At 34.3% G+C, this 13,363-nt stretch carries 13 protein-coding genes; 3 read left to right on the top strand and 10 right to left on the bottom strand.

The window, feature by feature from the left end; translation table 11 throughout:
* Positions 1-113 precede the first annotated feature (113 nt).
* The 3 genes from C7390_RS11735 (at position 114) to C7390_RS11745 (ending at position 2,339) form a co-directional block, all read left to right on the top strand.
* Positions 114-359 carry a TIGR03905 family TSCPD domain-containing protein gene (locus C7390_RS11735; RefSeq protein WP_022501252.1) on the top strand — a complete coding sequence of 82 codons (246 nt, stop codon included), beginning with the start codon at positions 114-116 and terminating at the stop codon, positions 357-359.
* 3 nt (positions 360-362) lie between these two features.
* Positions 363-1,166, top strand: a complete 804-nt coding sequence (locus tag C7390_RS11740; protein ID WP_207643376.1) for a radical SAM/SPASM domain-containing protein — start codon at positions 363-365, stop codon at positions 1,164-1,166.
* A 108-nt stretch (positions 1,167-1,274) separates the two neighbouring features.
* A complete protein-coding gene (locus C7390_RS11745) occupies positions 1,275-2,339 on the top strand; it encodes an undecaprenyldiphospho-muramoylpentapeptide beta-N-acetylglucosaminyltransferase (protein ID WP_116444235.1) in 1,065 nt (354 codons plus the stop codon).
* A gap of 222 nt (positions 2,340-2,561) precedes the next feature.
* Here the strand turns inward: C7390_RS11745 and C7390_RS11750 are convergent, their stop codons facing one another.
* The 10 genes from C7390_RS11750 to C7390_RS11795 all read right to left on the bottom strand — a co-directional run bounded on the left by C7390_RS11750 (position 2,562) and on the right by C7390_RS11795 (position 13,354).
* Complete coding sequence (locus tag C7390_RS11750) at positions 2,562-3,380, bottom strand: M23 family metallopeptidase (RefSeq protein WP_055306918.1); 819 nt, start codon at positions 3,378-3,380, stop codon at positions 2,562-2,564.
* A gap of 107 nt (positions 3,381-3,487) precedes the next feature.
* On the bottom strand, positions 3,488-4,462 hold the full coding sequence (locus C7390_RS11755; RefSeq protein ID WP_116444236.1) for a SpoIID/LytB domain-containing protein: 975 nt from the start codon (positions 4,460-4,462) through the stop codon (positions 3,488-3,490).
* A 76-nt stretch (positions 4,463-4,538) separates the two neighbouring features.
* Positions 4,539-7,013: a glycogen/starch/alpha-glucan phosphorylase gene (locus C7390_RS11760; RefSeq protein WP_022501257.1), complete on the bottom strand. Its 2,475-nt coding sequence runs from the start codon at positions 7,011-7,013 to the stop codon at positions 4,539-4,541.
* Between the two features lie 233 nt (positions 7,014-7,246).
* Complete coding sequence (locus tag C7390_RS11765; protein ID WP_116444237.1) at positions 7,247-8,551, bottom strand: sensor histidine kinase; 1,305 nt, start codon at positions 8,549-8,551, stop codon at positions 7,247-7,249.
* A 58-nt stretch (positions 8,552-8,609) separates the two neighbouring features.
* On the bottom strand, positions 8,610-9,326 hold the full coding sequence (locus C7390_RS11770) for a LytR/AlgR family response regulator transcription factor (protein ID WP_090140959.1): 717 nt from the start codon (positions 9,324-9,326) through the stop codon (positions 8,610-8,612).
* A gap of 273 nt (positions 9,327-9,599) precedes the next feature.
* Positions 9,600-10,973 (bottom strand): hypothetical protein, encoded by a 1,374-nt coding sequence (locus C7390_RS11775; protein ID WP_116444238.1) that lies wholly within the window; start codon positions 10,971-10,973, stop codon positions 9,600-9,602.
* A 71-nt stretch (positions 10,974-11,044) separates the two neighbouring features.
* Positions 11,045-11,491 (bottom strand): hypothetical protein, encoded by a 447-nt coding sequence (locus C7390_RS11780; RefSeq protein ID WP_116444239.1) that lies wholly within the window; start codon positions 11,489-11,491, stop codon positions 11,045-11,047.
* Positions 11,492-11,507: 16 nt separating this feature from the next.
* Positions 11,508-11,642 carry a cyclic lactone autoinducer peptide gene (locus C7390_RS11785; protein WP_318295688.1) on the bottom strand — a complete coding sequence of 45 codons (135 nt, stop codon included), beginning with the start codon at positions 11,640-11,642 and terminating at the stop codon, positions 11,508-11,510.
* Positions 11,608-12,204, bottom strand: a complete 597-nt coding sequence (locus tag C7390_RS11790; RefSeq protein ID WP_116444240.1) for an accessory gene regulator ArgB-like protein — start codon at positions 12,202-12,204, stop codon at positions 11,608-11,610. The genes C7390_RS11785 and C7390_RS11790 overlap by 35 nt, the downstream gene beginning before the upstream one ends.
* A gap of 217 nt (positions 12,205-12,421) precedes the next feature.
* On the bottom strand, positions 12,422-13,354 hold the full coding sequence (locus C7390_RS11795; RefSeq protein WP_090140954.1) for an ATP-binding cassette domain-containing protein: 933 nt from the start codon (positions 13,352-13,354) through the stop codon (positions 12,422-12,424).
* Positions 13,355-13,363 lie beyond the last annotated feature (9 nt).

Here is a 13,363-nt window from a genome sequence, read left to right on the forward strand (position 1 = left end):
CGTAGTCACTTAGATGTTTCTTCGAAACTTCGGATGCGTTGAACGCACACAATGCATTTCCGTCTATATAACATTTTTGTACTAACTGACTGTGCGTAGAAATGAGGATAATTATGAAATATACTACAAGAGGCGTATGTTCACGTTCTATTGAATTCGATGTAGTCGATAATAAGGTTACTGGCGTTAAGTTTGAGGGTGGCTGTTCTGGTAATACTCAGGGTGTTGCCGCACTCGTTGAGGGTATGGACGTTAATGAAGCTATCAAACGTATGGAAGGAATTAAATGCGGCTTTAAGCCAACATCCTGTCCTGACCAGCTTGCAACTGCACTCAAGCAATATATTGCCAATAAGTAATTTATGGGAAATATTAAACGCTTCAAACGAATATATATAGAAATAACAAGTTCCTGTAATCTGAAATGCTCTTTCTGTCAGGAAACCAAACGCCCGGCACATTTTATGCCGATTGAAGATTTCGGACATATACTTGATGAAATACGTCCGTATACGAATTATATATATCTTCACGTCAAGGGTGAGCCACTGCTTCACCCACAGCTTGCCGACATACTTTCCCTGTGCAGGGATTGTGGCATAACGGTCAACCTCACTACCAATGGAACTCTTATAAGACAAAGACTTGATACTTTGATTAAATATCCAGTACACCAGATTAATGTATCTATGCACAGTGCCGATGACAACGACTGCATAGATATGGATACTTATATTAATGATTTGTTCTATTCCTGTGAGACACTTCTTGATAAGACTGATACAGAGATTTCGTTAAGATTATGGAACACGAAAAATGAGCCATTTTTATTTGGTGAGCGAAACTGCACTATCAAACGTCATCTTTATGTCAATGTGCAAAGTCCATTTGAATGGCCTGAACTTAACGGAAGTTATTATAACGAACGCGGCTTCTGTCAGGGAATACGCACACATATTGCCATATTAAGTGACGGAACAGTTGTACCCTGCTGTCTTGACGGCAACGGCGTTATGGCTCTTGGCAATATACTTGATACTCCGCTTTCTGATATACTTAAAAGCGATAAAAGCAAGGCATTTGTTCAGGGCTTCAATGACAAATATGCAGTTGAACCGCTATGCAGGCATTGCAGTTTCAAGGAAAGGTTTTCACACAAAATATAATAACACCGCGTGAATTCTGACACTCACTAATGCAACAGTAAATTACTGCTATAAAATATTAAAATTTACCATAAACAATAATTATAATTAAGAAAATGAGGATTGGCTATGAAAAAGATTATATTAACAGGTGGTGGTACAGCCGGCCACGTAACACCTAATATAGCATTACTTCCCAGCCTTAAGGAAGCTGGCTACGAAGTATTCTATATTGGTTCATACACTGGAATCGAAAAGACATTAATAGAAAATCTGGACATTCCCTACTATGGAATATCTTCAGGTAAATTAAGACGTTATAAGAGCTTTAAAAATCTTACTGACCCATTCAGGGTTATAAAGGGATATTTTCAGGCACGCAGGCTTATGAGAAGAATTAAGCCTGATATCATATTCTCAAAGGGCGGCTTCGTATCTGTTCCAGTTGTACTTGCAGCTGGACACAAGCACATTCCTGTTATCATACACGAATCAGATATGACACCAGGACTTGCCAACAGAATAGCTATTAAAAAGGCTACAAAGGTATGCTGTAATTTTCCTGAAACTATCAAGTACCTTCCTGCTGACAAGGCTGTTCTTACAGGCTCTCCTATCCGTCAGGAGCTTTTACAGGGTAATAAGCTTGCCGGACTTAAGCTTTGCAATTTCACAAGTGGCAAACCAATAATTATGGTTGTCGGCGGAAGTACTGGTGCTGTTCACGTTAATGAAGCGGTAAGAAAAGTTCTTCCTGAACTTCTTAAAGATTATCAGGTTGTTCACCTTTGTGGAAAAGGCAAGACTGATAACTCACTTAACAACATTGAAGGCTATGTACAATTTGAATATATAAGTGAGGAAATGCGCGATTTATTTGCAATAAGCGATATCGTAATATCAAGAGCTGGTGCTAACGCTATATGTGAATTATTAGCCCTTAAAAAGCCTAACCTCTTAATTCCACTTTCAGCTAACGCAAGCCGTGGCGACCAGATTCTTAATGCAAAATCATTTCAGGAGCACGGTTATTCAAGTGTATTATTTGAGGAAGACCTTACACCAGAAAGCTTATTAAAAGCTGTTAATGAACTCTATACTAACAGACAGACATATATCAACGCTATGTCAGAAAGCAAGGAAAGCCACGCTATTCCTATAATAATGAACTTAATTAATTCTACTGCTAAATAAAAAGAATGTGCAAAGCACATTCCTGCACTAAGCTCGGTCGTTTGCGACAAACTACATTTTCACGCAAGTGCTAATCACTAGCACTAGTCCCTTTTATGTAATAGGGAATTATATCGGATTTTTCTATTACATAAAATATATATAAAGCACCCACTGTAAGCCGTATATAAATAATATATGATTTGAAACTATTGTAAGAAATTAAGTGGGTGCTTATTTTATCTATTCCACAAAATATGTGTCTGGGTTTATTGGTTCTCCATATTGTGTAAGTTTGAAATACACTCCAGGACCCTCTTCTATATAGTATGCACTTGGGCTTGCCACTGTACCAATCAGCTGTCCGGCTACAACCTTATCCCCTTTTTTCAAATTAACATTTTCTATAAGACCAGTTGTTGTTTCATAACCATTTCCAATTGATACTGTAACTGTTGTTCCTGTTTCTGAAAGATTAGCCACATCTGTTACAATTCCCGATGCCGCCGCTGCAACATTAGTTCCTACCTCGGATTGTATAATTATTGCTGGATTACATTTGTACATTCCAAGACTCTTAAAGAAAATGGTCTCGTCCATATTATAGTCGAGTACAATCTGGCCAAGCACTGGCCACGCAAGCTTGTTGCTCTCATCAAATGCAAAATTCTTCATTGCCTCAGCCATAACTTCTTCTGATGATAAAGTCGGTGGAACTGTCGGCTCAGTTTCCTTATCTGCATCGTCAGTGCCAGCTTTATGTGTGTTATAAGTATTATCTGCTTTATTACTGATATTATCTGTATCCACCGCCATACTTGCACCAGCATTAGCTTCCTGTAATTCATCATCGATATTCCCCAGCACATCGTCCGTCACATCTTCTGTCTTTATTGCAACATTTTCCTGAGTTTCATTAAGATTAACAATGTTATTCTCATTATTTCTATTGGAATTAACGCTTCTTACCACCGAAATTACTCCTATAATAAGTGTTGCAATAATTCCTAATGATATAACGATTGAAACTATCTTTGTCTTACTGGCTGTGTTCTTATCCATATTAACCTCCATTCCTGCCCATAAAGGGCATAAAGTCCGGTGCTGTAGGTAAAACCTACAGTTATCAAAACCTTTCTATGTTAATATGCTTTCCATAATCCTGCGTATTATTCACTTATTATATTTATTTTATTATAAAATGTTTCTATAATATCTTCATAAGATGAGCCAGCCTTTGCCATACAATCTGCCGTATATACGCTGACACCAAAGCCTTCTCCAACACCGATTGTCATTATCTTAACGCCAGTCTGCATATATTCAATACTAAAATTGGGCGAATTAATACCAAGTACATATGCAAATTCACTTCCCGACATAACAACATTCCCTATCTGAAGCTTTAACACATAACCAGCTTCATTCTTGGATACAATCTGAATTTGCTGTGCCAGATTATTTTTATCAAGATTAATGCTGTCGTATTTTTTCTCAAATGAATTAACAAAATCTTTATTGCTTATAGTCTTAACAACAAGATAGTCCTGTGCATTTTTATCATTATTACACTCCACTGCTGAAAGATAAGCATACTCATCACCTAGTATTGAAGCCCCTGAAAGCGTGCTTCCAGATGTTATATATGTATATCTTGCCTCAATATACTTATCGTTATACCTGATTGCAAGTCCACTTGTCGCAGCCGTGCAGTCCTTAACAAGATTATAATTATCCTCGTAATCCTTCCCCCATTTGCTTTTCATCTGCTGTGTCGTCATATATTCCATTCCAAGCTCACTGCTGTCTATAATCATTTGCTCACCCATAAGCCTGTATACATCTGTCCTTATCATAATGCTTTCTGCTTTAAGAACTTCTACTTCACTGCTCATATAAAGCCTTTTGGCAAGCACCATTGCTACGAATCTGTCAACGCTTACCTCCTGCGTGGCATTTCTGTATTTTACAATCACTTTTCTTCCATCGCTGTAATCTTCATTCACAGGCGTGTACACAACTCCTGTAACATTCAGTGTAACAATAGTCGGTATAAGCAGATATATGGCGATAAATACAATTACCGCCACGCATTTTTTATTTCTATAACTATATGAATTGCTTAAAAAAATTCTATCCAACATTCAGCACTCCTTTATGTCTGCACTTATATGGCGCATATTAAAGAGTATGAATTATGGATAGAATTTATTCTTGTTATTACTGTACTTTAACCGGTGTCTTAGTAAGCTTCCAGATTTCTGTAGCGTACTCTTCTATAGTTCTGTCCGATGAGAACTTACCAGCCTTGAACGAATTAATCATAACTGTCTTAGCCCAGCTCTTCTCATCTCTATATCTTTCATCAATCTTCTTCTGTGCATCTGCATAAGAACAGAAATCTTTAAGGATAAAGTAAGTATCTGCCCTTCTGCCTTCCTGTGTATTAAGAAGTGAATTGTAAATATCTCTGAACATCTCTGGGTCTTCCTTAGAATACTTACCATTGATAAGTTCCATAAGAACTTCTCTTATATCCTGATCATTGTTGAAGATTTCCATTGGGTCATATCCGCCCTCATTCTCATAACGTATAACTTCGTCTGAGCTAAGTCCGAATATAACTGCATTGTCTGCTCCAACTTCCTGTACTATCTCTACGTTAGCACCGTCCATTGTTCCAAGTGTCATAGCACCGTTAAGCATAAACTTCATATTACCTGTACCAGAAGCTTCCTTAGAAGCTGTTGAAATCTGCTCTGATACATCTGCTGCTGCAAATATAATCTCAGCATTAGATACTCTGTAGTTCTCTATGAATACAACCTTAATCTTACCATTGATAGACTCATCATTATTGATTACTTCTGCTACATTATTGATAAGCTTGATTGTCTGCTTCGCAATCTTGTAACCTGCTGCTGCCTTTGCACCAAATATAAATGTTCTTGGCACAATATCCATATCTGGATTCTTCTTAATCTCATTGTAAAGATACATTATGTGAAGAATATTAAGAAGCTGTCTCTTATATTCGTGAAGTCTCTTTACCTGAACATCAAATATTGAATCCGGATTAACATCTATTCCATTATGCTCCTTAATGTACTTAGCAAGTCTTACTTTATTCTTATGCTTAATCTGCATAAATTCCTGTCTTGCTTTTTCATCATTAACATATACTAAAAGCTTCTCTAACTGCTTAAGGTCTGTTATCCAGCCGTCACCAATCTTGTCTGTAATCCAGTCTGCAAGAAGTGGATTAGCGTGAAGAAGGAATCTTCTCTGTGTAATACCATTAGTCTTGTTGTTGAACTTCTCTGGCATCATCTCATAAAAGTCCTTAAGCTCCTGCTTCTCTAATATTTCTGTGTGAAGCTTTGCAACACCGTTAACAGAGTAGCCTGCACATATAGCAAGATGTGCCATCTTAACCTGCCCGTCATAGATAACAGCCATCTTTCTAACCTTTTCCTGATCTCCAGGATATTTAGCTTTAATCTCTTCTACAAATCTTCTATTAATCTCTTCTACTATCTGATAAATTCTAGGAAGAAGTCTTGAGAATAATTCGATAGGCCATTTTTCAAGTGCTTCTGCCATAATAGTATGGTTAGTATATGCAACTGTCTTAGTTGTGATATCCCATGCCTCATCCCATTCAAGACCATTTTCATCCATAAGAATTCTCATAAGCTCTGCAACTGCAACTGTTGGATGTGTATCATTAAGCTGGAATGTAACTTTCTCATAGAGCTTTCTTACATCACCGTTGTGCATACTCTTATATCTGTCAACAGCTCTCTGTACTGATGCTGATACGAAGAAATACTGCTGCTTAAGTCTTAATTCCTTACCAGCATAGTGGTTATCATTAGGGTAAAGAACTTCTACGATATTCTTAGCAAGGTTCTCCTCCTCAATAGCCTTCTGGTAATCACCTTTATCAAATGAGCTTAAGTTAAATGTATTAACTGGCTCTGCATCCCATATTCTAAGTGAATTAACTGTGTTATTGCCATATCCAATAACAGGAAGGTCGTATGGAACAGCTATAACCGAACGGTAATCTTCCTGAACGAATATATCACGTCCTGATGCTTCATCTCTGTAAGAACGTACATATCCACCAAACTTTACTTCATACTTGTATTCAGAACGCTTAATCTCAAATGGATTGCCATCCTTTAACCAGTTATCTGGAACTTCTACCTGATATCCGTCCTTAATCTCCTGCTTAAACATTCCGTACTTATATCTTATACCACAGCCGTATGCTGGATATTCAAGTGTAGCTAAAGAATCAAGAAAACATGCTGCAAGTCTTCCAAGACCACCATTACCAAGTGCCGCATCAGGTTCCTGATCTTCGATAACATTGATATCAAGACCTAATTCTTCAAGAGCTTCTTTTATCTCATTGTACTTAGTAAGATTAATCATATTATTGCCAAGTGCACGACCCATAAGGAATTCCATTGACATATAATATACAACCTTAGGATCTTCCTTATCATATGTCTTATGAGTTGCTATCCACTTATCTATTATAAGATCTTTAACTGCATATGCCACTGATTGGAACACCTGCTGTTTGTCAGCTTCATCTATGTTCTTTCTATACAAAGACTTACAATTGCTTACGACCTTCTTCTTAAATTCTTCTTTGCTAAAAGATACTGCTGTGTCTGTCATACTGTATTCTCCTCCTTATATATAGATATACCCAATCTGTATACCTTTTATTACCAAATTAAGAGTTAATTAATCATCAACTCCGCTTTCCAACTGTATCTCCAGCCAGAAATACTATATAAGTAAATTATACACGATTACCACACCTATTGCAATTTAATAAACTTATTTTAGTGTAAATACAACATAAAATTGTTAAAAAAACAACATACTTTTCACGAAAATCATCTTTATTACAACATAAGCAATACCCTGCACTGAACTATATCAACTCCCAACTGTATATATTCTATTGTTCCGTTATTCTTCTTAACAAGCTCACTTACATTCTTAATACCATATCCGTGATAGCTGTTATCTTTTTTGGTTGTGTTCATTTCCGGATTGTTTTTTAACACATTTTCTTCTGTAGTATTACTTATTTTTATTACCATAGCCTGTTCATCTGAATATATGTCCACACTTATTCTTTTATTGACTGCTTTTAATGCTGCCTCTATTGCATTATCCAGCAAATTCTCCAGAATAATATGTATATCATAGTCGGATACACCTTTAAGTTCTCCACATACCATACACTTTATTGATAATCCATTATTGTTGCAATACTCTATCTTTCTGTTGAGAATATGATTGATAATTGCATTTTCTGAATATATATTATCCTGCCTATACAGCTTTCCTTCTTTCTGAAATTCACTCAGATAATTGACCGCTCTCTCTTGTTGCCCATTTTCTATAAGATATTGTGTCATATCTATAACTTTTGTAATTTCATGGCGCACTTTTTTAGTTTCAAGATACACTTTATTAATCTCATCAACATTTTGCTTCTGATGCTCCAACATCTCCATCTGAATAGCATTTTCCGCCTGTTTCTGACATATATTTTGTTCCATCATTAACAATATAATTGTTATAATATTTATAGCCACAAGTCCTATTATAACAACCGATGTATATACAATATTATTACCATTATCAGCATCAATGCTTAAAACTCCCGCACATACCATAATAGTAATAATAGGTATAGACAATGTAAGTATAATGTACCGGTCTTTCAAAAAGCTTCTTGTTCTTTCTTCCATTTTAACTATAATCAATAAAAATGACATTAATACAATCTGATTGACAAATGCCGCAATATAATAATCTATATTTCTAGTCTTTATAAGCTCCATAAAATCCTTGGATAAAACCAGTCCCACAATATTCCCCGCAATAACTGATGAGAAAGCCAGAACAAATACAAGCATAATATTATATACAAGTTTCTTTATAAAAGTACCTCCAAGCATCATATAACTAAAAAACAATGATAACCCCAGATATATTAAAATTCCGACACCTTCAAAATCTGTAAAATATCCCTGTAACATAAGATATAAAAATGTATACACTGTTCCCGTTATGTATACATCCTTTTTTTCTCTATCAGTTCCAAGACATTTTTGCAAATACCAGGTAACCATAAATCCCTGAAATATATTTAAAATAATCTCTATAATTACATCGTATACTCCCCAACCAGACATATTCTCTCACTCCTATATCTTTGCTCCATATAACTTTACATAATATCGTAATAATCCCTTACAATAATCTTTTATTAAGCCATTGTTGTTTTACCTTAGTAACATTTTCCCTCCCAATAGGATACATTTCTCCATTGTCCATAATCAAATTCGCTTCTTTTATGTTTTTTATATACCTTGAATTTACTACTATTCCCCTTCTCACCTGAATAAAGCCATTCTCTTCAAGTTCCTCTATATGCTTTACCATCTGATCTCTAATTGTAATATCCTTATTATTTTTAAGAACAATACGAAGCTGATGATTAAATACCTCAACCGAATATATATCATTAGCATTTAATTCCACTCTCTTAGTATTGTTGTTAAATGTTATTGTTCTGTACTCTTCACCAAGATATAATTTAATCTCATCCATAACCATTTTAAGGTCTTCACTGGCATATTTTTTTCTTATAAACCCCAAAGGTCTGCATACAAAACTCTTAGTGACATAATGGTCGTGATTGGACATATATATAATTGCAATGTTTTTATTTTGTCTGCACAATATCCTTGCTACATCAAACCCAATACTTTTATTTTCAAGTTCAATGTCCATAAATACTATATCTAATTCATTAGCAATATGAGCATTTACAAGTTCTTCTCCTGTATTAAAAAGATTATATATTATCTCATCGTTATAACCACTTTTAATAAATGCTTCATTTATTTTTTCTTTCATATAACTCATATTTTCATTATCGTCATCACATATTGCTAATCTTATCATATGCTTATCTCTCCATATAAAAATATTACTGTTTAAAACAATCACCCCTCAATATGAATTGCTTCAAACAGTAATATTTTATCATTATTATTCAAGATAATAAAGATATGCGTATTCCAAATCTATATCGTTATTTACCTATTCTATCTATTATCTACACATTATATTCATAAAATCTTCCATAGAAATTCTTTCATCCGCACTTGTTGATTACCTTTGACTATATTTCTTTGCTATTATTCAATATAATACTATATTCCCCTTTTATATAACTTATTCTGGTGTAACTGGTTCCAGCGTTATATTTCCACTACCAATCTGCGATTTATCCAAAATCGCTGAAACATTAACATCCACGAAACCTTTTTTATTTTTAAATACTTCGTCTTCTAATTTTATTCTAAGATTTTGTTCTTCTTCTGATAATTCCAAGCCTTTTATATCGTGTGTGGAAAATCCTATCAGCAGACACCGCTCGTCTCCTCCATAAAATTCAGCACTAATATTTCCTGATACCTTTTCATCCGTATTATTTAATATTACTGTATCCTTTATATTACCATCAGTATCTAATATATAAATATAATTATCATATTTTTTAAATTGCTCATCAAGAGGCTTTCCACTCAAAGCCATCAGATTAACACCCTTATATATATAGATATAGTTTCCATCATAATTCTTTAAATGTACATAACCATAGTCTTTTTCGTGCTGTAATTCCTGTACATATAAATCTTTGATATCTCCTGTACTTACATTAAGCTTTTTAACCATATAATTATCTTTATCAACACAAGTAAAATATAAGTTGCCATCCTTATCAAAATACGTTTCACTATTCCAATTTATAATCGTTGATGATATTTCAGGGTACTTTTCATTCATATCACACAGTCTACTCACATTGTCTGTAGAGATATCTATCTGTTCTATATAATATAAGCTTTTATCGGCAGATACTCCACTTAACCAATTCACATATATCTTATCCTCTATTGGATATAACGATACTCTTTCATAATAATTATATTCACTCACATACTCTTTAACAACATATGCCTGTTCATCTGAATTCAAAGAAACCGCACATATAAACAGTGAATTATCTCCTGATAATTCATAATACAGCTTACCATTAGTTATACAGGCGTTCTTACTATTTTTATTAACTGACAATCCATTTATTGATAAAGTCTTCTCTTCCTTCTTATCTCTCATCGTCTTATCATAAGAAACAAGTATATCTTTTTCCTCAGTTTTCTCAATCATATATAATCTTTGATTATGATACCATATCTTGCTTCCTACACAGATATTCTGTGATATATATGCCTCACATTCATCTGTTCTATGGTCGCAATCAACCTTAGAACATAATGGTATCGTCATATCTTTAATCATATCATAATAATATATATACATATTACTATTATTAATAACTGGTGCACCGTCTATGTAATAATATCCTGTCTCCGATGCAGCTGCGGAACCCGCCATATAATACTGCGGTGCATTATCGTCATAAGTATATGAAGAATACCTGTAATCATCAGTTACAGTTGATTGATTAGATTGCTTATCACCACAGGCAGATATTCCCAGCATTGTAACTACTGCCATTATTATTAATATTATTTTTTTCATAGCCGATACACCTCTTTCTAATATGCTAAATCAATGTAATATTTGTCACGTTATATTTATATATCTATTCATTATATCGGTTTGTACTCTATACAACTATCCAGATTGCCCCATTCATCAATAGATACATATATATAAATATATCCTCGGTAATCATTTATAAATGAATGTCCATAAAAATAATATTTAAAACATAATTGTGATGTTCCATATCCATATTGTTCATCTAATTGAAGCACCTCTACGTTTACATTATCACTTCCAACACCATCATTACCAACTACATATCCATCCACTATCCAACCATATGCACCTTCATCATATGCATATGAAACGTGTGTATGTGCATATATATTTATAGAATGTGAATCATCTAATTGGACATCCGTTAACTCTGCATAAACATCATCTTCACCAGTCTGCGTTGCTAATGCCTTATCTGGATTCTTAATAATAATCACCGCTATAAATACTGCTAATACTGTTATAACTGTCTTTATAATCTTCTTAACTTTCATAAAAATTACCCCTTTCTTATTTTTTATCTTTTTCTACTTTCTTTGGTTCCTTAGGCTGATATAATCCCCAAAATGATGCTGAATTAGAAGCCGCTTTTGCTGTGTACATTGATATATTAGCAACTGCTTTTAATACCTTTTTCTTCATCATATATGTTCTTCTCCTTTCCTATTATCAATAAAACAACTACGATAACCATTATTATATTAATATAAAGACTGAGCTCCTGGTCTTTATAATTAACCACCATTGCTATTACAAGTAACACAATATATGCAATCTGACTTATTTTGTTATATTTCTTCTTTTGCTGTTCCGATAAGCTTTTATTTGAGTTTTCTAATGGTGCGTATCTGCTTATAACTATATATCCTGTAAGTGTAAGAATATGCACAAGCATTACATAACCATCGTATTTAATATTTAACATTAGTAATGATATTATATATATACAAACCATTGAAATATTGCATCTAATATGGGTAGTTGCGTGATATCCGCCCATAAACGCCCTCGTTGATATCAATATTAACAGAAATATAATTCCATATAACATACTATGTAGCAAAACACTTACGAATAATATTACAATTATATTAACTATTCCTGCCAATACAAGTTCAACACCATATTCACATACAGCTATCATATCCTGTTCTATTATCTTGTTAACATATATACAATCCACTATTTTCTTTGTCAGCATTTTCATATTTTCTGCCTTTTAAATTTCTACAACATTTCTTCCAACTGTTTTTACTAATTTCAGTATATCTATCCAAGCGAACATTTCAATACCATTGGCGTGAACTGTCATTTTTTGGCGTGAATTGTACCTCATCTCACCTATTTATATAAAAACGTGGAAAAAAATTGTAATCATACAACCTTCTTCCACGCTTATTACTATTGATTATATTTTCTATTTATCATTCAAAATAATAAAGATATACATCCTCTAAATCTATATCATTGTCCACCCTTACAGCCTCCTCTGGAAGCTCATCTCCGACAAGCCTTAATACCATACCGTTCTTTCTCTGCCTGATATTTCCTATATGGTACTTTCCCTGCAAATCAGCTACATCTGAAAGAGTGCAGACAACTTCACCAACCTTGCCCTGCATATTCTCTATAAGCTGTGAAGGTGTTCCTGTTGCAATTATCTCACCATCCTTTAACAAAAGCACTTTATCCGCTATACACTCAATATCACTTACAACGTGAGTTGCGAATAATATAATCTTATCTCTGGATAATTCAGCAATATAATTACGGATACCTATTCTTTCCTTAGGGTCAAGACCTGCTGTCGGTTCATCAAGTATAAGTATCTTTGGGTCACCCAGCAATGCCTGTGCAAGAAGTACACGCTGTTTCATACCACCAGAGAAACCACCTATCTTCTTATACGCAACTGATGTAAGATTGACCACTTCAAGCAATTCATCTATCTGCTGATTAACTTTTTTAATGGTCACATTTCCAGCTTCATCAACAGACTTTACACTCTTAACACCTTTTATCTCTGCCATATACTTAAGAAATGCCTTAGGCGAAAACTCCTCATAAAAGCCCTGTTGCTGTGGCATATATCCTACAACCCCACGAAACTTTGCCCCAAGCTTTAATATATCAACAAGCTCCTTAGATACTGTATTATCTTCACCATCACTATACATTATGCTTCCGCCATTCTTATCACGGCTGACATTATCTGTTATCAGATTAATCATCGTACTTTTGCCTGCACCGTTAGCACCAAGTATTCCATATACTCCCGGCGTAAATGTATAATTTATCCCTTTCAAAGCTTTGACATTTCCATATGTTTTCTTTAAATCTGTAATCTTAAGTTCCATAATAACCCT

Source organism: Bacteroides galacturonicus (genome assembly GCF_003096855.1).
Lineage (GTDB): Bacteria > Bacillota > Clostridia > Lachnospirales > Lachnospiraceae > Lachnospira > Lachnospira rogosae.

What these genes read in the sequence shown, in the direction of transcription:
- C7390_RS11790 (WP_116444240.1), bottom strand. Translation starts at nt 12,204, where the DNA reads ATGAAAATGCTGACAAAGAAAATAGTGGATTGTATATATGTTAACAAG.
- C7390_RS11785 (WP_318295688.1), bottom strand. Translation starts at nt 11,642, where the DNA reads ATGATGAAGAAAAAGGTATTAAAAGCAGTTGCTAATATATCAATGTAC.
- C7390_RS11770 (WP_090140959.1), bottom strand. Translation starts at nt 9,326, where the DNA reads ATGATAAGATTAGCAATATGTGATGACGATAATGAAAATATGAGTTAT.
- C7390_RS11775 (WP_116444238.1), bottom strand. Translation starts at nt 10,973, where the DNA reads ATGAAAAAAATAATATTAATAATAATGGCAGTAGTTACAATGCTGGGA.
- C7390_RS11740 (WP_207643376.1), top strand. Translation starts at nt 363, where the DNA reads ATGGGAAATATTAAACGCTTCAAACGAATATATATAGAAATAACAAGT.
- C7390_RS11760 (WP_022501257.1), bottom strand. Translation starts at nt 7,013, where the DNA reads ATGACAGACACAGCAGTATCTTTTAGCAAAGAAGAATTTAAGAAGAAG.
- C7390_RS11745 (WP_116444235.1), top strand. Translation starts at nt 1,275, where the DNA reads ATGAAAAAGATTATATTAACAGGTGGTGGTACAGCCGGCCACGTAACA.
- C7390_RS11795 (WP_090140954.1), bottom strand. Translation starts at nt 13,354, where the DNA reads ATGGAACTTAAGATTACAGATTTAAAGAAAACATATGGAAATGTCAAA.
- C7390_RS11735 (WP_022501252.1), top strand. Translation starts at nt 114, where the DNA reads ATGAAATATACTACAAGAGGCGTATGTTCACGTTCTATTGAATTCGAT.
- C7390_RS11765 (WP_116444237.1), bottom strand. Translation starts at nt 8,551, where the DNA reads ATGTCTGGTTGGGGAGTATACGATGTAATTATAGAGATTATTTTAAAT.
- C7390_RS11750 (WP_055306918.1), bottom strand. Translation starts at nt 3,380, where the DNA reads ATGGATAAGAACACAGCCAGTAAGACAAAGATAGTTTCAATCGTTATA.
- C7390_RS11755 (WP_116444236.1), bottom strand. Translation starts at nt 4,462, where the DNA reads ATGTTGGATAGAATTTTTTTAAGCAATTCATATAGTTATAGAAATAAA.
- C7390_RS11780 (WP_116444239.1), bottom strand. Translation starts at nt 11,491, where the DNA reads ATGAAAGTTAAGAAGATTATAAAGACAGTTATAACAGTATTAGCAGTA.